Source organism: Rhodosalinus halophilus (assembly GCF_003298775.1).
Lineage (GTDB): Bacteria > Pseudomonadota > Alphaproteobacteria > Rhodobacterales > Rhodobacteraceae > Rhodosalinus > Rhodosalinus halophilus.
Window position 1 is genome coordinate 1 of sequence record NZ_QNTQ01000008.1, and the last position, 19,253, is coordinate 19,253.

General features: G+C 68.0%; 13 protein-coding genes and 4 pseudogenes. 7 read left to right on the forward strand and 10 right to left on the reverse strand.

Features of this window, described 5'->3' with window-relative positions:
* Positions 1-265: 265 nt before the first annotated feature.
* The 3 genes and pseudogenes from DRV85_RS09490 (at position 266) to DRV85_RS19155 (ending at position 2,761) form a co-directional block, all read left to right on the forward strand.
* Positions 266-1,824, forward strand: a pseudogene (locus tag DRV85_RS09490) (ISL3 family transposase).
* Between the two features lie 200 nt (positions 1,825-2,024).
* Positions 2,025-2,231, forward strand: a pseudogene (locus DRV85_RS09495) (integrase core domain-containing protein); the annotation flags it as partial.
* A 368-nt stretch (positions 2,232-2,599) separates the two neighbouring features.
* Positions 2,600-2,761, forward strand: a complete 162-nt coding sequence (locus DRV85_RS19155) for a hypothetical protein (RefSeq protein WP_233495459.1) — start codon at positions 2,600-2,602, stop codon at positions 2,759-2,761.
* Positions 2,762-2,938: 177 nt separating this feature from the next.
* On the opposite strand, the pseudogene DRV85_RS09500 reads toward DRV85_RS19155, so the two are convergent.
* From DRV85_RS09500 to DRV85_RS09520, 4 genes and pseudogenes are all read right to left on the reverse strand, one after another.
* Positions 2,939-3,097, reverse strand: a pseudogene (locus DRV85_RS09500) (transposase); the annotation flags it as partial.
* 290 nt (positions 3,098-3,387) lie between these two features.
* Positions 3,388-6,291: an H-type lectin domain-containing protein gene (locus DRV85_RS09505; RefSeq protein ID WP_113289228.1), complete on the reverse strand. Its 2,904-nt coding sequence runs from the start codon at positions 6,289-6,291 to the stop codon at positions 3,388-3,390.
* 576 nt (positions 6,292-6,867) lie between these two features.
* Positions 6,868-7,666, reverse strand: a pseudogene (locus DRV85_RS09515) (transposase); the annotation flags it as partial.
* A gap of 257 nt (positions 7,667-7,923) precedes the next feature.
* A protein-coding gene (locus tag DRV85_RS09520; protein ID WP_233495460.1) for an IS5 family transposase occupies positions 7,924-8,828 on the reverse strand; the annotation gives its coding sequence in 2 pieces (ribosomal slippage) (positions 7,924-8,649 and positions 8,652-8,828; 903 coding nt in all).
* A 567-nt stretch (positions 8,829-9,395) separates the two neighbouring features.
* On the opposite strand from DRV85_RS09520, the gene DRV85_RS09525 reads away from it, so the two are divergent.
* Positions 9,396-10,400, forward strand: a complete 1,005-nt coding sequence (locus DRV85_RS09525) for a hypothetical protein (RefSeq protein WP_113289229.1) — start codon at positions 9,396-9,398, stop codon at positions 10,398-10,400.
* A 30-nt stretch (positions 10,401-10,430) separates the two neighbouring features.
* Here the strand turns inward: DRV85_RS09525 and DRV85_RS09530 are convergent, their stop codons facing one another.
* Positions 10,431-10,817 carry a HesB/IscA family protein gene (locus DRV85_RS09530; RefSeq protein ID WP_113289230.1) on the reverse strand — a complete coding sequence of 129 codons (387 nt, stop codon included), beginning with the start codon at positions 10,815-10,817 and terminating at the stop codon, positions 10,431-10,433.
* Between the two features lie 72 nt (positions 10,818-10,889).
* The gene (locus DRV85_RS09535; protein ID WP_113289231.1) at positions 10,890-11,252 is read right to left on the reverse strand and encodes an SUF system Fe-S cluster assembly protein; all 363 of its coding nucleotides are present in this window, start codon (positions 11,250-11,252) and stop codon (positions 10,890-10,892) included.
* Between the two features lie 175 nt (positions 11,253-11,427).
* On the opposite strand from DRV85_RS09535, the gene DRV85_RS09540 reads away from it, so the two are divergent.
* A complete protein-coding gene (locus DRV85_RS09540; RefSeq protein ID WP_113289232.1) occupies positions 11,428-11,862 on the forward strand; it encodes a DUF6525 family protein in 435 nt (144 codons plus the stop codon).
* Between the two features lie 94 nt (positions 11,863-11,956).
* Here the strand turns inward: DRV85_RS09540 and rimK are convergent, their stop codons facing one another.
* Together rimK and DRV85_RS09550 are read right to left on the reverse strand one after the other, a co-directional pair.
* On the reverse strand, positions 11,957-13,366 hold the full coding sequence (gene rimK, locus DRV85_RS09545; RefSeq protein WP_113289233.1) for a 30S ribosomal protein S6--L-glutamate ligase: 1,410 nt from the start codon (positions 13,364-13,366) through the stop codon (positions 11,957-11,959).
* Between the two features lie 59 nt (positions 13,367-13,425).
* Positions 13,426-14,580 (reverse strand): MFS transporter, encoded by a 1,155-nt coding sequence (locus DRV85_RS09550; protein WP_113289234.1) that lies wholly within the window; start codon positions 14,578-14,580, stop codon positions 13,426-13,428.
* A gap of 201 nt (positions 14,581-14,781) precedes the next feature.
* On the opposite strand from DRV85_RS09550, the gene tgt reads away from it, so the two are divergent.
* On the forward strand, positions 14,782-15,912 hold the full coding sequence (gene tgt, locus DRV85_RS09555; RefSeq protein WP_113289235.1) for a tRNA guanosine(34) transglycosylase Tgt: 1,131 nt from the start codon (positions 14,782-14,784) through the stop codon (positions 15,910-15,912).
* 76 nt (positions 15,913-15,988) lie between these two features.
* A complete protein-coding gene (locus tag DRV85_RS09560; protein ID WP_113289236.1) occupies positions 15,989-16,930 on the forward strand; it encodes an Acg family FMN-binding oxidoreductase in 942 nt (313 codons plus the stop codon).
* 26 nt (positions 16,931-16,956) lie between these two features.
* Here the strand turns inward: DRV85_RS09560 and DRV85_RS09565 are convergent, their stop codons facing one another.
* Complete coding sequence (locus DRV85_RS09565; protein WP_158540135.1) at positions 16,957-17,628, reverse strand: cytochrome c3 family protein; 672 nt, start codon at positions 17,626-17,628, stop codon at positions 16,957-16,959.
* A gap of 4 nt (positions 17,629-17,632) precedes the next feature.
* Positions 17,633-19,177 carry a flavocytochrome c gene (locus DRV85_RS09570; RefSeq protein WP_113289238.1) on the reverse strand — a complete coding sequence of 515 codons (1,545 nt, stop codon included), beginning with the start codon at positions 19,175-19,177 and terminating at the stop codon, positions 17,633-17,635.
* Positions 19,178-19,253 lie beyond the last annotated feature (76 nt).

A 19,253-nucleotide genomic window follows, 5' to 3' on the forward strand; every position in this document is an offset into this window, starting at 1 on the left:
CATGCGCTCGAGATCGAGGGTCCGGGCGCGCACCGCGAGGCGCAGGCCGGAGAGCCGGACGCGGTAGCGCCCGCCGCGTCCGCCCGCCCGCGGCGGGCGCGGCGTCATCGTGACGCGCAGCCGGCGGCGGTAGCCGTCGATGTCAATTGGCATGCAATCGGGACCCCTGATCGGCGCGCAAAGAAGGGGCTCTGACTCAATCTCGGTGCAGCCAGTGGGGCGAACCGGTACCTTCATCGCAAGATGTTGCGATGGAGATCTGTACATGTCTGTGGCTCGGAAGACTGCATCGCTTCTGCCGCCCGGCCTCGTCGTGGATGCCGTGACGGTCGGACCGGATGAGCTGATCATTGCGGCCCATGCGCGTGGCCAAGGCTATCAATGTCCGGAGTGCGGGCGCCACTCCCGGCGGATCCATAGGCGGTATGACCGATCTCTCTTGGATGTCCCCGCCCATGGTCGCCGTGTTCCTGTGCGCCTGTCGGTGCGACGGTTTCGCTGCCCGCATCGGGATTGCCCGCGGAAGATCTTCGCCGAGCGCCCGGAGAGCAGGGTCACGCGGCCATACGCGCGCCGGACGACCCGGCTTCAGAAGTTGGCGCGCTGTATCGGCCTCGCCCATGGCTGTCGGCCCGGGCAGGGCATGGCCCGGCGGCTCCTCTTTCCCGTCGAGCCAAGGATACACTGCTGCGGAGCATGCGCGGGGGGGTCGATGGCGGCGAGGCAGTGGCGCCGCGCGTGATCGGCATGGTCTGTTGGGCGTGGAAGAAGGGCCACCGCTACGGGACGATCGTCTGCGACCCCGAGCGGCACCGGGTAATCGACATCCTGCCTGATCGCGAGATCGGAACAGTGGAGGCGTGGCTCGCCGAGCGGCCGGGCATAGAGATCGTGACGCGCGATCGCGGGGGCGGCTACGGATCGTCGGTTGCCCGCGCGCTGCCGGACGCCAGGCAGGTCGCCGACCGATGGCACCTGCTCGAGACCACCAGCCGGGCCTTCGTCGATGCCGTTGGGAAGAGTCTCGGCGACATTCGCAAGTCATTGGCGAGGAGAGAGGTATCACCCGATCTGCTGACGGCGGTCGTCCGCGTCCAGTACGAGGGTTACCTCCGGCGCCAGGAGACGAACGCCGCGGTGCAGGCGCTGGCCGCCGAAGGCATCGGCATAAAGGCCATCGTCCCGCGCACGGGCCGCAGCCGTCAGGTCGTGCGCCGCATCGTGCGGGGCGAGCGCGACGACGTCTTCCGCATCCGCCAGAGCGCGCTCGAGCGGTGGCTTCCCCGGCTGGACGCCGAATGGACCGCCGGCTGCAGGAACGGCGCCGAGCTCTGGCGACGCCTGCGCGCCGCAGGCTACCAGGGCAGCCTGCGGGTGGTGACGGAATGGGCGACGCGGCGGCGGCGGGCAGAGACCATGCCCGACGGCCGCCCACGGAAATGCCCCTCCGCCCGCGCCATCGCGCGAATGATGACCCTGCGCCGGGGTCAACTGACAAGGGACGAAGCGCTCACCGTCGCCAAGATCGAAGATTGCGTTCCGCTACTGGCCGAAGCGGCCGCGCTGGTCGACGAATTCCAGAGGATGATCCGGAACCGAAAGCCCGACCACCTGGACGCCTGGCTGCCGAAGGCAGAACAGAGTCTGCAGTTCTCGTTCGCACGCGGTCTGCGAACCGACCGCGCCGCCGTTGTCGCCGCCATGGAAGAACCCTGGTCGAACGGCCAGGCGGAAGGACAGATCAACCGTCTGAAAACCTGGAAGCGCCAGATGTACGGCCGCGCCAAACACGACCTGCTCAAGGCGAGGATGCTCGCTGCATGAAAGACGGAGCCTGCACCGAGATTGAGTCAGAGCCCTTTTCCACGCCGCTTCACATAGATCGCCTTCAGCGAGCGAGAGCGGGCAGCCGCAGAGAGCAGGAATTGCTGAGCCATGATCGCCTCTCCGCATGGCGAATGTTCACTCTATGTTCTCTCGCGACGACTTGGGCAAGCGTTTTGGTGCATCTGCTATCTAAGGCCGAACTGCTCGACGGCGAGATCTTCTAAAGTCTCGCCGAGGCAAAGATCATTATCGAGAGCTGGCGCCAGAATTACAGCACGAGGCGCCCGAACTCATCGTTGGGCTTTCGGCCCCCAGCTCCAGAGGTCATCTCGTGGCAGGCTTCGCCATCCGGAGCCGCTTCGCCGGCCACGCCCGCCGTAGCGCCCAGACCCGTCATGCACTAAGACTGAAATCGGACCACCCGATGGGGCAGGCCAGTTGTCCTGCCCAGTCTACCTGAAGCCGCTTTGGCGCGAGGTTTTTTGAGCTTCACCAAAGATAAGTCTTGCACATTCCGAACATGGAATGTTTTCTTCCAGAAAAGCGTACAGGAACTTTTCGAAGGGGCAGGACGTGAAAAAGACCGCAATGGGCTTTGCCATGGGAGTGCTGGCTGTAACGCCGGTTTTTGCATCGCATAACAATCCTTGGGCGGGACCCGAAGATACGGTGCAAGCCAAGAACCATGATGCGAACCAGGAGCAGAGCGTCGGGACGCCTGGAGAAGATGAGATGAATGGCCGAATGGAACAGACCAGCGATCCCAAAGCCGGTGGGGGTTTCGGAGGTGCAGCGCCTGCGGATGGTTCTGGCCATCAAGGTGGTGATACGAACGGTGGCGGTCCCGGCTCTGGACGTGGCGGAGGCGGTGGCGCTGGTGAAGGTGTCGGCGGTGCGGGTGGTGCAGGCGGCCGTGGCGGCTGAACTTTCGTGACCTGCTCCTCGGATTGTCTTTGTTCAACAGTCAAGGATCGTGTGAACTACCGCTCCGGCTTCGCCGATTTCGGGGCCGGGGCGGTTTGGCAAGGGCGCATCGGCCAGTGGCGCCGGCGATTTCGCGGTATCTGCCGGCCCGAATGGCCGGGAACAGCGCCTGAGGGCAGGCTCCAGCTCATGCCAGCAGCCTTCCTCGGACGATGAACTGGGCGCCGAGGGCGAACAGCGTGAAGAGCCGCACGCGGTTCTTCGCGAGGCCGCGGAAGCGGGTCTTGAGATACCCGAACTGGCGCCTGAGCACCCGGAAAGGAGGCTCGACCCGGACCCGCAGTTGCCATTGTTGCGCCATTGGTCAGAACGACAATGGCGACGCGATGATCCGGTTGATGTCCGCGTCGAGGAGGTGCAGCGTGCCGCCCTTCTGCGCCTTCCTCATGACGGACGGATACCCGGAACTTAACCGCGGACTCTCATTCTGACCAAGGGACAGGCGGGGCGCGTGATGACCCAGAACCTCGCCCCTACGAAATCAATTCGAATATCCGATCGGTGCTGATGCCGAATATGGCGCGAATGGGCGCGGTCTTCGACCGCGCCCTGCCAACGGCCGTGCCGTGTCCTAGCTTACACGAAAGCGAACGTGTCGAGCGCTTCGTAGCCGGTGAGCAGGCCCGCCTGATCGAAGGCCACACCGGAGACGGTTTCCTGCATGTGCCAGGTCTCCACGTCGTTGCTCCTCTCTTCCTGAACAATGAACTCCGCCGTGGCGGCCGTTCCATCGTTCGTCAGCTCGGCAAGCCTCAAGACGGCGGGATCCGGACCGTTGTACGTCGAGATGCCGGCCGAGATCAGAGGATCGAGACCGATGTCGGAGTCGAACGTGAAGCTGCCGGCCTCGTGGCTCGCAGTCGTGCTGAACGCCTGGGCCATGACATCCCCGAGGTCGATGTTGCCGCTGTCATCCGCCGGGTCGATCGCGAACCAGCCAAGGATCTCGTCGTAGTAGTGGATGCCGTCGCCGGCTTCTTCTTCCTGGATCGCGAACTGGAAGCCGGTCTCGGTTACGTTTCTGACCCGAGCGATCGCCCAATCCTCCCCGTTGTCCGTCTGAAGCTGCACGACGACCGTCGGAATGTCCTCGAACGCCTCGGCGAAGGTCACGGTGTAGAAGCTGTCGACCGGACCTCCCGGAACGATCTGCGTGCCCACCTCCATCCGGGTGCCGTCCTCAAGGTTCCAAGCGCCTTCCTCGAAGGTCAGCATGGTGACGGTTTCATCCTGGGAGTGAATCCCGTCGTGATGGTCGGCCTCTTCGATGAAGATGTGCGCTCCGGTGTCGGTGACCTCGGTGACCGTAACAGTGGACGCATCACTGCCGTTCAGCGTGGGCGGCGTGACGAAGACCACCGCGGAGTCGAAGACATGGCCGTTCTGGTAGGTCACGAACTGCTCGTTATGGTCCAGATCCAACACCTTCTGCACCGAGCCGATGGTCTCGATCTCGGCGTATTCGATGACCAGCTGCATGTCGTAGAGCTGGGTCGAGTCCTGCCGGTCGCCCTTGACGTAGACCGAGGTGTCGAAGAACTCGTGCGTCAGGTTCAGGCCGTTCGGGCTGACCGCCGACAGGATCGGACCCGTGGGCAGGGCGTCGCCGGCGCCCAGGGTGCCGTTGACCTTGGACCAGCCCTCGTCGATAAGACCATCGGAGTTCTCGTCGAGCCGCTCGGGATCGACCAGCATCCAGCCGGCGCTGTTTTTCAACGGCGACTCGCCTTCCCAGTCGAGCAGGTTGAGCTTGGTGACGATGTCCTCGCCGGTCGGGTACTTGATGTTGTCACGCTGGTAAGGCGGCTTGGTGTTCGGGGTCAGCGGTACCTCGAGACCCGGTAGATCCTGGCCGAACTTGTTCGGCGTCAGGCGCCAGCGCGGACCCGAGACAAGCTCGTCGTCGCTGTAGCCCGCCGCCTCGGCATCTTCGCGCGAGCGGAAGCTTTCGAACACCTGCTTGTATGGATCGTCGGCAAACTTGTCGTAGGACCACTCGAAGGGTTCGCGATCGACCGTGGTGTACCAGTTTGCGGTGAAGCCCTCGGAGAGATCCTCCGTGTCAAATGTCAGATCGGCCGTTGCGGCCGCGTCGGCCAGCGACAGGTCACGGAACACCGTGCCAATGAGGTTGCCCATCGCGTCCTTGTTTCGGAAGCCCACCACGTTGCCGTCGGGATCCGTAACGGCAACGTCGCCGGGCTGTGCGACCATGTCGATCTCGCCGGTTTCGGTCAGACGGAAATAGCTGGGCAGGAAGGTTCCCTCACCGTTGTAGCTGTCGCGGGGCGAGACCCACAGCGTATTCGATGCATCCGCCGGATCACGAACGACATAGTAGGAGGGAAGCCGGCCGATCGCGGCTTCGTTCTCGTAGTCCTCGGGCCGGATCTGGTCGTTCGGGTTGTTGGTGATCTCGTGATTGATGATCAGTTCGGCTCGGTGAACATAGAAACCAGCCGAGCCGTTCTCGACCCAGTCGGCGACACCGTTGTCGTCATCGTCACGGGTCCATTCCTCGGGCAACTCCATGTTGACCTCCAGTCGGAGGTCGTTGGGCCGCTTGACGGCCTCGCCCCAGCGGTAAAGCAGCTTGCCGTCGTCCTTCAGCGTGATCGAATAATCCTGGCTGTAGGCGATGTCGTAGGCGGTAGTGGCTTCGTTCGGCTCGAGCAGGTCCACCACATCGGCCTCGCCGCCGAAGCCGTTGAGCCACTTGTCGATCAGGTCGATCGATCCGTCATCGCCAAGGTCCACTGCGCCCACGTCGATCGACTCGGGTATGCCATCGTCGTCGGAATCGAACTGAACCGTCTCGGTGGTGATCCGGTAGGTGTCGTTCACGCCGTCACGATCGAAGTCGATGTCAGAGAGCACCTGATCGGGGTTGCCGACGTTGTCCATCGCCGCCTGAAGGGCCTGGCTCAGTTCCTCGACCCAGAGCTGGTGGACAGCGCCGGCCTCGAAGGTGCCGTCGGGGCCGGTCGGCCGCAGGTCGAGCAGCCGAAGATCGTTGTCCAGCGGCGCGAGAGCGTCGGCATCCTCGGGGAAGGCCTGATCCGAGAGCACCTGTGCCATGGTGTTGTAATGCTCGGTCGAGGCCTTGACCGTCATGCCGCCAAGGCCGAGGGACCAGGTGCCAAGCGGCGCGCCGGACTTGAAGATCTCGGTCGGCGAATTCCGGAGTGCGAGCCCCACAATCTGGGTCGGATCCGTTTCGTCATAGATGTTCCCGGCAAACCCCTCGCCGAAGTCGCCGTCCAGCACCTTCTGTTCGGCTCCGACGAAGTCTTGCACGTAGAAACCGAATTCGCTGTCGACACCGTAGAGAAGGTTGCCGTCCTTGTCTTCGTACGGCGTCACGACGGCCGCGGCGGTGTCGACGTTCGTTGGATCGTCGGCAAAGGTCAGGCCCCCGAACGTCGCCGCGATGTCGTCGAGGCTGAAGACGTGGATCGTGGAAGTGTAACTGGTCGCCATGCTTTCTTTCCTACCTTTTCGCCGCAACAGCAGTGCTGGCACCCGAAGCTTGCAAGTCCTCTCGCCGGCCTGCCCCGGAGATCATCACGCCGCACACATCGCGACGCCCGAATGAGCTAACGCATCTGGAAAAGCGAATAATTGACCACGCGCAACGAAAGACCGTATGTCCTTCTCGGCTGCCTGTGCCGGGGTGCTTCGCCCTACACTGGCGGCTTTCAAAGAGGGTTGCTGGGAGGAGCAGAGCTTCAAGCCAGGAGAGCGAACCGTGGTCGAGGATAGCGAACCTTTCATCGGAATGGACGTCTCACAGGACAGCCACGCGGTTTCTGTCGCTGAGGGCGGGCGCGACGGCGAGGTCCGGTCGCATGGCAAGATCGGGTCGGTCGCGGCCAGCGTGCGACGCGTCGTGCGCAAGCTGGACCGTCCGGGTCTGAGCTTGCGGTTCTGCTATGAGGCGGGGCCGACGGGCTATGGACTGAAGCGCCTGATCGAGGACAATCCGGGGAGCAGGTCATGCACCACGAGGCCGGTGCATTCGGCGCGCACCTCGAACCCGTGGCGGCCCGCGCCTCATTCCATCAGCGTATGCCCCATGAAGCAGAGCATCGCCACGGCGCCAGGCGCCTTCTTGTAGAGGCGGGCATCGGGGTCCGTCACGGACGCATGGGTCACGTTCGAGCCCTTCTCGCCCCGGAAGTTCACCTCGGCGTTGCGGGGCTGGCGGGGCGTGTCGGGCATCGGCCGGGTCTCGGTCTACTGGAGTTGCTGATCGGTGTCTTTGGCGGTCTCGCCAGATGGTGGCGGCGGTCCGTCGTCGGGATCGTTGTCAGGCGGCGGCGCGCTGTCCTTCGGCTGTATGCTCTTGATGGAGGCCCATGCCTTGACCAGCGTGCCATCCACCGAGAAATGCTCGTCCGACAGCAGTGGCTTGACCTCCGGGTCTGCGAGGATCGCGGCCATCACCTTGCGCGACATGTCGGACGTCAGCAGCCTGTCGCGGTTCTTGGTGAACACCGTCGGGACCCAGACCGGGTCATCAATGCCGAGCCCGACGAACCACCGGAACAGCAGGTTGTAGTCCATCTGCTCAATTAGCTGACGCTCGGATCGGACCCCGAACAGCATCTGAAGCAGGCTGGCCCGGATCAGGCGCTCCGGCGCGATGGAGGGGGGCGGCCGAAGTCGGTGCAGAGCGCGTCGAACTCGGCATCCAGGCGCGCCAGCGCGCTTGCCATTGTGCTCGAACCAATGGCGCATCAATGGCTCGCTTCACGATCTGCCGGATCTTGCGAAGCGGATGACCCGGCGGGACCCGCTCCTCAAGGTCCACATAGCTGAACAGCGACCCGCTCGCTTCGTCCGCCCGGCGCATCGTAACCCTCACCGCCGCTGTCGTTACGGAAGTGAATCTTGTTCTCGAAACCGCGTCGAGACCGGCCTTTTTCAGATGCCTGTAAAGGCCCCGGCGCCTAAGGAACGTCTGAACTACGGCTTCGGCTTCGCCTAGGGGCAGTCACTCGGTCTGCAAAAGCCGCGCCCCCCGCGGGCGCGATGGATTTCGCCAGATTTGGCGCCCTTGGGGGCTCGAGACAGGGTCTTCAGACAGACTCCGCCTCATGCCAGCAGCTTTCATCGCACCAGGAACAGGTCGCCGAGTGCGAACAGGGTGAAGAGCTGCGCGCGGTTCTTTGCGAGGCCGCGGTATCGGGTCTTCAGATAACCGAACTGGCGCTTGAGCACGCGGAACGGATGCTCGACCCTGGCACGGACCATGGCGATGATCCGGTTGATGTCTTCGTCCAAGGGGTGCAGCGCGCCGCCCTTCGGCGCCTTGCGCATGACGCCCCAGACCTTGCCGGGGCCGGAGAACGCCGCCTCCCGCGCGGCGCTGACATAGCCCTTGTCGGCCCAGACCGCGTCTTCCTCTCCGTGCAGCAACGCGTCCCAGACCTGGCTGTCGTGCACCTTCGCCGTCGTTGTCTCCAGGCTGTGCACGATGCCGCTGTCGGCATCCACGCCGACATGCGCCTTCATGCCGAAGTACCAGTCATTGCCCTTCTTCGTGGACGACATCTCGGGGTCGCGGGCTCTGGCCTCGTTCTTCGTCGAGGACGGCGCGTCGATGATCGTCGCATCGACCAAGGTGCCAGAGCGCAACGTGATGCCGTGGTCGGCCAAATGGCCGTTCACCTCGGCGAACAGCTTCTCGGTCAGCGCGTGCTTCTCCAGCAAGTGGCGGAAGTCGAGGATCGTGGTCTCGTCCGGGATGCGGTCGTCACCCAACTCGATACCCGCGAACCGGCGCATGGCGTCGCTGTCGTAGAGAATCTCCTCGGCCATCGGGTCGCTTAAGCCGCATACCATTGCTGGAGGAAGTAGACCCGCAGCATCGTCTCCAGCGGCATCGGTGGGCGGCCGCCCTTGGGCCCGGCCTTCGGATAGTGCGGCTCGATCAGCGCCAGGAGCCGGGTCCACGGCACCACCGCCTCCATCTCGGCGAGGAACTTCTCCCGCCGCGTCTGCTTCTTCTTCATCGCCTGGCGGAGGCCGGGAAAAGGCAGGCTGCTTCGGCATCGGAGAGCATCCTTCGTGGTCTCGCCCAGTCTACCCGACCACGCTCAGACCGCGAGGTTTTTCAGACTTTTCCTAACACGACGCCACATCCCGCCATTCCTCAGCCAGCAAAAAGGCACTAAGCTGGACGACGATCGAAACATGGGACACAGGTGTGGACAAAGGCGAACATCTCCGCGGCAACTGATTGCCACTTCATATACTTTTCCGCTTGACGATAACCCCGCCGGAGGCCCGCCCGGACGGGGCGCGACGCTCCGGCCGGGCGGTCGGCTCCGACCATCAGCACGCGCGTCCGCGCGGAGCTCGCCGAATCGATCGCCGTCGTCGTGGGCGGCCCGGACAGCAATGCTCTCCCTGGACCGCAGCGCCGGGCGAGGATCGGCGTGACCTCGGCCGCAATGGGCCGGAGTGAGGGATCCGGGCATCGGCGCCGCCGTCAAGTCCCGCCGCCTGCATGCTGACCCGTTCCGCCCCCCGCGCGTCATGCCTATAGTCCGGCGCGCAACGGCAGGATCACGCGCAGAATGGCAGACGACGGCGCCGCGGGACAGGATTTCGACATCGTCGTGGTCGGACAGGCCGGGCGGCTGGGCTACGAGGCGGCGCTCTTCGCGGCCTCGCTGCGCCGGCAGAGCCCCGGCTTCTCCGGCCGGCTGATCGTCGCCGAGCCGCAGCCCGGCCCGCTCTGGCCCCGCGATCCGCGTATCCGCTGCAAGGAGACGCGCGCGCTTCTCGCCGATCTGGGCGCGGAGATCCTGCCCTTCGAGAGCCGCCACTTCGGCCACGCCTATCCCTACGGCAACAAGATCGAGGCGCTCGCCGCGCTGCCCGAAGGGCGGCCTTTCGTCTTCTTCGACAGCGATACGCTGGTGCTCGACGAGCTGACGAAGGTGCCTTTCGACTTCGACCGGCCCTCCGCCTCGCGCCGGGTCGCGGGAACCTGGCCGGTGATCGAGCTCTACGGGCCGGGCTACACGGCGATCTGGAAGTCGCTCTACGACAAGTTCGGGCTCGACTTCGAAAGCTCCCTCGACACGACGCAGCCTGACGAATACTGGCGGTGTTATCTCTATTTCAACGCGGGGTTCTTCTATTACCGCTGCCCGCAGGTCTTCGGACGGCGGTTTCTCGACTACGCGCGCGCGATCCGCGACGACCCGCCGGCCGAACTCGTCTGCCAGAGCCTCGACCCCTGGCTCGACCAGGTCGCGCTGCCGCTGGTGATCCATTCGCTGGGCGGCGGACGCGACGCGCTCGAGCCCGGCTGGCTCGACGGTCGCACGACCTGCCACTATCGGGTGCTGCCGCTGCTCTATGCGCGCGAGTCCGACCGCGTGGTCGAGGTGCTGGAAGCCGTGGCCGCGCCGAACCGGATCAAGAAGGTGCTCAAGCTCTACGACCCCTTCCGCAAGATGATCTATCACGAAAGGGGCGCGAAGGTCCGCGCGATGTTCGACCGCGAGAACCTGCCGCGCCGCGAGCAGGCGCTGCGCAATCAGATCAAGAAGGCCGGGTTCTGGATGCGATAGACGGTGCCGGGCGCACCGGGCGCGCGTGGCTCAGCCGCGGGCCTGCTCCTGTTCGGCCTGAAGCTCGTCCACGTCCTTGAACTTGATCGACTCGCCGCAGCCGCAGGCGTCCGCCACGTTGGGATTGTTGAACTGGAACCCGGATTCGAGCAGCGAGGTCTGATAGTCGATCTCGGTGCCGAAGAGGAACATCTGCGCCATGGGCGCGATCATCACGCGCGCGCCGTCCTGCTCGACCACCTCGTCGTTGGGGTCGGGCGCGTCCACGAACTCCATCGTGTATTCCATGCCCGCGCAGCCGCCCTTCTTGACGCCGACGCGCAGGCCGTGGCGGCCCTCGCGGTCCATGAGCTTGGTGATCTGTGCGACCGCCGCCGGAGTGAGCGTGACGGCCTGCTTGCCGGGGATGCCGAACATCTGGCCTCCTTTGCCTTTGGCCCGAAGATAGGCTTCGGGGCCCGTCGGCTCAATGGCCGAGACGATCCGCCCTCACATGAAGCCGAGTTCGAGCCGCGCTTCGTCGCTCATCATGTCCATGCCCCAGGGGGGGTCGAAGACGAGATCGACGTCCACCTGCTTGACGCCCGGCAGCGGCTCGATCGCGTCGGCGACCCAGCCCGGCATCTCGCCGGCGACGGGGCAGCCGGGCGCGGTCAGCGTCATGATGACATGCACCGCGTTCTCCTCGTCGATCTCGACGGTGTAGATCAGGCCCAGATCGAAGATGTTCACCGGGATTTCCGGATCGTAGACGCCGCGCAGCGACTCCACGATCTGGTCGTAGAGCGGATGCTCCGTGCTGGACGGCTTGATCAGCGGCGTGCCCTCGAGCGGCTGGCTTGCGTCGTTCATGGCTCCTCGCCCGATGTTTCCGACCGAAGATATAGGGAAAGCGCGGCGCAGCGTAAAGGGACCGCGGGCATCGCGGGCGTGCATTGCCGCGCAATCACGGCGATCCCGACGCGGTTGCCGGACGCCGGCGGAGCGATATCTTGGGGCGTGTCGGCGACAAAGACGGCAGCGAGCGATGCACCGCATTGCCGATCCCCTGCGCGCGGCGCTCAGCCGCCTTTCCCCGCCGGCCCGGCGCCGGGCGGGCGGCAACGCCACGCGCAGCACGCTTCTCGGCCCGTCGGGGCGCAATCCGCTCGCCGAGTACGACGATCTGCCGCCGCCGCTGCGCGCCTGGCTCGCCCAGGCCGCCATGCCCTGGTCGCCACGCTCGGCGCTGAAGATCTGGCAGCGGGTGCTGCGCCGCTCGGGCGGCGACGTGCGCCGCGCCCAGCAGGAGATGACGCGGATCGAGGCCGCGCGGCTGGCCGAGGACGTTCTGCGCGTCTGGGGGCCGGCGCACCCCTATCTCAGCGCGCCGGAGACGCGCACTGGCACCCGGTCGTGTCGAAGTTCGACGGCGCCAGCCATCGCCCGATCACGGCGCGCCGGGCCGGCCGGTCGGCGCTGAGCATGGCGAAGCAGGCGGTGTCGCGTGCGGAGCGGCAGCCAACTGCCGCGGATCCCGCAGGGACGACACCCGCCATCGCTTCAGCTCACGGGTGTCAATCCACCGCGCGCCCGCCGGCGGCGCGCCGCTTGCGGGCGGGGCCGGGGCGCACCCGCCGCTCGATCTCGTCGTAAAGCAGCCCTGCCACGTTCTTGCCGCTCGCCGTCTCGATCCCCTCGAGCCCCGGCGAGGAGTTGACCTCGAGCACCTTCGGGCCCGTCTCTGAGCGCAGCAGATCCACGCCCGCGAGATTGAGGTTGAAGGCCCGCGCCGCCTTGATCGCCGTCTCGCGCTCGGTCCGGGTGATGCGCACGCGCTGCGCCGAGCCGCCCCGGTGCAGGTTGGAGCGGAAGTCGCCCTCGGCGCCGGTGCGTTTCATCGAGGCGACGACCTTGTTGCCCACCACGAGGCAGCGGATGTCCTCGCCGGCGGCCTCCTTGACGAAATCCTGCACCAGGAAGTTGGCCTTGAGCCCGCGGAAGGCGTCGATCACCGACTGCGCGGCCTTCTTCGTCTCGGCCAGCACCACGCCCTTTCCTTGCGTCGATTCCAGCAGCTTGACGATCAGCGGCGCGGTGCCCACGAGCTTGATGAGACTGTCGGTGTCCTTGGGGCTCGAGGCGAAGGCGGTGTTGGGCATCCCGATGCGGTGCCGCGCCATGAGCTGGTGGGCGTAGAGCTTGTCGCGGCTGGCCGCGATCCCCTCGGAGCCGTTGATGCAGAAGGTGCCGATCGTCTCGAACTGGCGCACCACGGCGGTGCCGTAGGGCGTGATCGAGGCGCCGATGCGCGGGATCACCGCGTCGTAGCGGGGCAGGCGCTTGCCGTCGTAGTGCACCTCGGGCGAGAGCGCGTTGATCGCCATGTAGCAGCGCGTCGTGTCGATCACCTCGACCGTGTGGCCGCGCGCGTCGCCCTCCTCGCGCAGGCGGCGGGTGGAGTAGTTGTCCTCGCGCGAGAGCACGGCGATGCGCAGCGCGCGGTTGGGCGCGACCTGGCGGACATGGGTGCTGTGATAGACGTCGTAGCTGAGCTCAGGCTGACAGAAGCGGTCCGTGGCCACGATGGTGATATGATCCTTCAGCGCTTCGCGTCCCAGCAGCATGCGGCTCTGCATGGTCAGGCGGTTGGTGAGGGTGAGTTCGATCCGCCAGCTGTGGTCGGCCACGCGCAGGGTCGAGGCGATGACGTAGCGGCTTTCGCTCTCGCCGTTCGACGAGGTGACCGTCCGTCGGTCGAGGATCACCGCCGAACAGGGGATGATCACGTCCTCGCGGCCGGGGATGGGGTGCACGGTGAACCGCACGCGCGGCTTGGACGCCGGCCCGAAGGTCTCGATGTCCCAGGCGTGCAGCGCCGAGGTGCGCGCGCCGGTGTCCACCTTGGCGCGCAGCGCGGGCAGCCCGAGATCGGGCAGCGATACCCATTCCTCCCACCCGAAGCGGATCAGATTGTCGTCGGCCATGGGCCCTCCTTTCGCTCACGCGAGCCTAACGGGATACCGCGGCAAGTCCACCGGCGGTCTCAAGCGGCGCCGCGGCGGCGAAGCCGGGCGAAGCCCAGATGCGCCGCGATCGCCGCGGCATAGGCCGCCATGACGAGCGCGACGGGTCCGGCCGTCCCGCCGGCCGAGAGCGCGGCGAGCATCACCGGCGTTCCCAGCAGGTTGCCGGCGTTGCCCATCTGCGCGAGCGCCCCGTTGGCGAGCGCCCGGTCGCGCGCCGTCGCGTTGAGCTCCGGCACCGCGGCGAAGCTCGCGCCCTGCACGAGCCCGAGCGCCGCGAAGAGCGCCACGGCCGGCACGAGGCCCGCGCCCAGCAAGGGCGCGAGCGCCAGCCCGAGGGCGAAGCCCCAGAGGATCACGCGCACGGCCGGCATCCACCGCAGCAGCCAGACGCCCAGGGTCATCGAGACCGCGATGCCCGCGAGCGGCGCCAGCGCGGCCAGCGCCCGCCCCGCCTCGGCGCTCAGCACGAGCGGCCAAACCGCGAGCAGCGCCACATAGGTCAGCGTGTAGAAGAGCCAGCCCGCCGCGGGCGCGGCGAGACGCGGCGAGCGATAGACCTCGAGATGCGCCGCGACGAGGCCGGGGACGGCCTCTTCGCAGGCGGGCGCTTGCTCGCGCGGCAGGCGCCAGGCGAGCAGGGCGGCCATCGCCGCCATCCAGGCCGCGTGCGCCCAGAGCAGCGCGGGCAGTCCCGCCGCGGCAACCAGCGGAAGCCCCGCGACCGCGACGCCCGTGAAGGCCACGCCGAAGAAGGTGCCCCAGAGCGTGAGCGCCGCGCCGCGCCAGCGCGCGGGCGCGATCTGCGCGATGAGCGTCGGCGCGGCCACGACGATCGCCAGATGCGAGGCGCCCTCGGCGAGCCGCAGGGCCAGCATCATGGGCAGCGGGGGCAGCGTGGTCTGCGCCGCCGAGATCGCCGCACCGAGCGCCAGCGCGATGATGAGGCTGCGCCGGAAGCCCAGCCGCGCGGTGAGCGCGCCGGCCGCGAGCCCCAGCGCCACGCCGAGCAGGCTGAGCGCCGAGACCACCCAGCCCAGCGCAGCGCCCGCCTCCGGGTAGGCGCGGGACAAAGCGGCGAAGGGCACGGCGAAGGTGGCATATTGCCCGGCCGCGCCCAGCCCCGCGCAGTAGAGCGCGAGCACGAGGGCAAGAGGAGACACGGCAGGGCGCATGGCTGCGGCTCATGCGGCGTGGGGCAGGCCGGCGCAAGGGGGAAGGGGGGCTGTCTGCCCCCCTCGGCGGCTCCGCCGCCTCACCCCCCGAGGATATTTTCCTCCAAGAAGAAGGCGCGGACCGACCGGGGCGCCGGGCGGTCCGCGTCGGGGGCGGCGGCAGCGCTTGCGCGCCGGGCGCGGATGGCGCAGGGAAGCGGGATGACCACGCGCTTCTCCTTCTCGCTTCTGGCCACCGACGGCGCGGCCCGGCTGGGCCGCATCGACACCCCGCGCGGGCAGATCCGCACGCCCGCCTTCATGCCCGTGGGCACCGCCGCCACGGTCAAGGCGATGCGCCCGGAAAGCGTGGCGGAGACCGGCGCGGATATCCTGCTGGGCAACACCTACCACCTGATGCTGCGCCCCGGCGCCGAGCGCATCGCGCGGTTGGGCGGTCTGCACCGCTTCATGAACTGGGACAGGCCCATCCTCACGGATTCGGGCGGCTTCCAGGTGATGAGCCTGGCCGAGCTGCGCAAGCTCACCGAGAAAGGTGTCACCTTCCGCAGCCACATCGACGGCGCGCGCCACGAGCTCACGCCCGAGCGGTCGATGGAGATCCAGCGGCTGCTCGGCTCGGACATCGTCATGGCCTTCGACGAATGCCCCGCGCTGCCGGCCGACCGCCGCCGGATCGAAGAGAGCATGCGGCTGTCGATGCGCTGGGCCGCGCGCTCCCGCGAGGCCTTCGGCGACCGGCCCGGACACGCGCTCTTCGGCATCCAGCAGGGCGGGCTGGAGCGCGACCTGCGCGCCGAGTCGGCCGCGGCGCTCAAGGAGATCGGCTTCGACGGCTACGCCGTCGGCGGGCTCGCCGTGGGCGAGGGGCAGGCGGCGATGTTCGGCGTGCTGGACCACGCCCCCGCGATGCTGCCCGCCGACCGGCCGCGCTACCTTATGGGGGTGGGCAAGCCCGACGACATCGTCGGCGCGGTCAAGCGCGGCATCGACATGATGGACTGCGTGCTGCCCACCCGCTCGGGCCGCACGGGGCAGGCCTTCACCCGCCGCGGGGCGGTCAACATCAAGAACGCCCGCCACCAGGAAGATCCGCGCCCGCTGGATGCCGACTGCGGCTGCCCGGCGTGCCGGGACTACTCGCGTGCCTATCTCCATCACCTGTTCCGCGCCGGCGAGATCCTCTCGGCCATGCTGCTGACCTGGCACAACCTGCACTATTTCCAGGAGCTCATGGCGGGCATGCGCGAGGCCATCGCCGCGGGCCGCTTCGCGGCCTGGGAGGCGGAGTTCCACCGCATGCGCGCACTGGGCGATATCGAGCCGCTGTGAGTCCCGTTTGCGACGGATCAATGCAGGGCTCCGCGCAATCTGCGAGGCTGGCGCGTGACACAGCAGCGGAGTCGCCATGCCGACAGACATCGATGCCGCCGTCGCCGAGGCGGTCCTTGCGCCCTCCAGCCACAACACGCAGCCCTGGCTCTTCGAGCGCGCGGACGGGCGGGTGCGGCTCTACGCCGACCGCACGCGGGCCTTGCCGGTCAACGACCCGGAGGACCGCGAGCTCACGATCAGCTGCGGGGCGGCGCTCTTCACGCTCCGCGTCGCTGCGGCGGGGCAGGGCAGCGGGACACGGGTGACGCTTCTGCCCGATGGCGAAGCCCCCGATCTGTTGGCCGAGGTCGTCTTCGAGGGCGCGCCGGAGGCCGGGCTTGCCACGCTGGCGCCGGCGATCGGTGCGCGCCACACGCATCGCGGCGAATTCGAGGAGGCACCGGTGGGCGCGGCGACGGTCGCGGCGCTGGCCGACGCCGCCGCGGCCGAGGGCGCGGCGCTCGAGCAGGTGGCGGACTATTCCAGGCGCGCCGCGCTGGCCGATCTGGTCTCCGAGGGCGACGCGGCGCAATGGGCCGACGCGCGCTGGCGGCGCGAACTCGCGATGTGGATGCATCCGCGCCGCGCCGGCGACGGGCTGTCGATGCCGGGCGCGGCGGTGCCGATGGCGCGCTTCGCCGTGCGTCATTTCGACATGGGCGCCCGGATCGGCGCGCAGGACGCCGAATTGGCCCGCGCCGCGCCGGTCGTCGCGGTGCTGGGCACGCCGGGCGAGGGGGAGCGTGACTGGCTCGTGGCGGGCATGGCGCTGGCGCGGGTGCTGCTCGTCGCGGCCGAGGCCGGGATCCAGGCGGGGTATCTGAACCAGCCGCTGCAGGTCGCGGCGCTGCGCATGAAGCTCAAGATGCTGGCCGAGGGGGCGGGCATGCCGCAGGTCGTGCTGCGGCTGGGGCATCCGAAGGGCGAGCCCTCCGCCGCGCCGCGTCGCGCGGTCTCGGAGGTTCTGATTCCCTGAGCCCGCCCGCGCGCCCTCGCGGCCGGCTAGGGCGGATCGAACCCGAAGTCGTGGCAGGTCGCGCAGAAATCCTCGGATCGGCGGTGCTGCAGGTGACACAGGCTGCACTCCGCGTAGGGCGTCCCATGCGGCGAATCGTGCGGGTTGACGGGCGCCACGTCGGCCGTGAGACGGGCGAGCGTCTCGAGCGATCCGTGGCAGGTCTCGCAAACCGCCGTGTCCGGCTCCTTGGGCGGGTCCGCCTCGCCGTGGCAGGCGGCGCAGGAGACGCCCGCGAGGTAATGCGTATGGTCGAGATGGATCAGCCCCGACAGGTCCGAGGCCTGCGTTCCGTCGTGGCACGCCCGGCAGCCGTCCATCCCCATGGCGTCGGTCGCGACGTGATCGGGGGGCAGGACGGCGTCGCCTTCGTGGCATCCCCTGCAGTCCGCCGTCACGGCCTCTGACGCCTCCGGCGTCGCGGCGTTCGCGACCTGCAGCAGATCCGCCTGCGCGCCTGCCCAAGCGCCGATCGCGAAATCGCGCCCCGGCTGCGGCACAGCGCTCTGCCGAACCCAGGCCGGTTGACCCGCGCGCGCGGGACAGGCGGTGCCGCCGGAGATCGTCGGGCCATCCCCGGCCGAGGCTGGCGCGGCGGCGCCGAGGCAGAGCATCAGCCCAACAACGGCGATCCGGCTGCCTCGGCCCGGCCCGGCCACCGGCTCAGCTCCAGGGCTCCATGGCGGCGGCGTTGCGTCCCGCGATGCGCCCGAAGATGAGGCAGTCGGCATAGGCGCAGGATCCCAGACGCGACGCGCCGTGCACGCCGCCCGTCACCTCGCCGGCCGCGAAGAGCCCCGGGATCGGCTCCCCGGTCGACACGTCGAGCGCGTGCGCCTCGGTGTCGATGGCCACGCCGCCCATGGTGTGATGGATCTTGGGCGCGAGGCGGACGGCGTAGAAGGGCGGCTCGTCGATTGGGGCGATATCCTGCGGCAGATAACGCCCCCAGGCCTCGTCCTCGCCCGCGGCGACGGCGGCGTTGAAGCGCTCCACCGTCTCCTTCAGGCGCTCGGCGGGGATATCGTGCGCCGCTGCCATCTCGTCGAGGCTGTCGTATTCCATCAGAACGCCCGTCTCCTTCATGCGCTGGCGTCGCTCCCCGGCGTTCCCGCCCATGCCCTTGCGCCAGCCCGCGGCGTCCACGAAGGCGATGGCACGGTTGCCGGTGCGGATAATCGCGTCGGCCCGCGTCTTGCGGTCGGCCAGCTCGTTGACGAAGCGCTCGCCCGTCTCGGTGGCGACCCAGAGGCCGTAGGAGGCCGTCGCGCCCTGCACGAAGGTCGGCGCCATGCCGAAGCCGCGCTCGTCCGGGCTGGTCCAGGGGCCGAGCTGGATCCAGGACGGCTGGATCAGCACGCAGCCGATATTCAGCGCCTCGCGCAAGGCCTCGCTGGTCGCGCCGGGGTGATTGGTGGTATCGAGTTCGCCCCCCAGCCGCGGATCCTGCAGCGCGCGGAAGGCCGGATCGCCGCCGAAGCCGCCTGTGGCCAGAACCACCCCGCGCGCGGCGCGGATCGCGCGCGGCGTGCCGCTGTCCAGATCGGGGTGCGAGAAGCCTTCGTGCACCTCGACGCCCTTCACCCGCCCGTCGCCGTCGCGGACGAGACGCTTGAGCAGCGTGCGCGTGCGCGGCTCGATGCCCATCTCCTCGAGCCTGGCGAGCTGCGGCACGACGAGGCCCGCGCCGCTGCCGGCGGCTAGCGCATAGGACCGCGGCACGGCGTGGCCGCCCAGGTGCGACAGGCCGTCGTATTCCGCGCCCAGTTCCTCGATCGACCACATCACAGTCTCGAGCGCCTTCTCGGCGACGAGTCGCGCGAGGGCGCGGTGGTTGAGATCGAGCCCGGCCGCGAGCATGTCGTCGTAAAGGGCGTCCGCGCTATCCTCGATCCCCCGCTCGGCCTGCATGGGCGACCCCGGTGCGGCGATGACACCGCCCGAGATGATCGAGTTGCCCCCCGGCACGCGCATCTTCTCCAGCAGCGCCACGGAGGCTCCGGCCTTCGCGGCCTCGTGCGCGGCGGCGAGGCCCGCGAAACCCGTGCCGATCACGACCACGTCGACGTCCTCGTCCCAGGTTTCGGGAATGGCGCGGCTTGCGGCCGCCGCCGCCCCCGCGAAAGGTGCCGCCGCTGCGACGGCGAGGCCGGATGACATCACCGCACGTCGCGTCAGCCCATGCGTTGCCTGATTGCGTTCGGACATGACACTCCCCTGGATCTGCAAGGCGCGCGACCGCGCCGCCACCTTCGAGCTTGCCGAATCGCCGGCCTGCGCGCGT

Bases quoted from the DNA above. Each gene is read 5' to 3' on its own strand.
- DRV85_RS09505 (WP_113289228.1), bottom strand. From the start codon at position 6,291: ATGGCGACCAGTTACACTTCCACGATCCACGTCTTCAGCCTCGACGAC.
- DRV85_RS09525 (WP_113289229.1), top strand. From the start codon at position 9,396: ATGGCAGACGACGGCGCCGCGGGACAGGATTTCGACATCGTCGTGGTC.
- DRV85_RS09530 (WP_113289230.1), bottom strand. From the start codon at position 10,817: ATGTTCGGCATCCCCGGCAAGCAGGCCGTCACGCTCACTCCGGCGGCG.
- DRV85_RS09535 (WP_113289231.1), bottom strand. From the start codon at position 11,252: ATGAACGACGCAAGCCAGCCGCTCGAGGGCACGCCGCTGATCAAGCCG.
- DRV85_RS09540 (WP_113289232.1), top strand. From the start codon at position 11,428: ATGCACCGCATTGCCGATCCCCTGCGCGCGGCGCTCAGCCGCCTTTCC.
- rimK (WP_113289233.1), bottom strand. From the start codon at position 13,366: ATGGCCGACGACAATCTGATCCGCTTCGGGTGGGAGGAATGGGTATCG.
- DRV85_RS09550 (WP_113289234.1), bottom strand. From the start codon at position 14,580: ATGCGCCCTGCCGTGTCTCCTCTTGCCCTCGTGCTCGCGCTCTACTGC.
- tgt (WP_113289235.1), top strand. From the start codon at position 14,782: ATGACCACGCGCTTCTCCTTCTCGCTTCTGGCCACCGACGGCGCGGCC.
- DRV85_RS09560 (WP_113289236.1), top strand. From the start codon at position 15,989: ATGCCGACAGACATCGATGCCGCCGTCGCCGAGGCGGTCCTTGCGCCC.
- DRV85_RS09570 (WP_113289238.1), bottom strand. From the start codon at position 19,177: ATGTCCGAACGCAATCAGGCAACGCATGGGCTGACGCGACGTGCGGTG.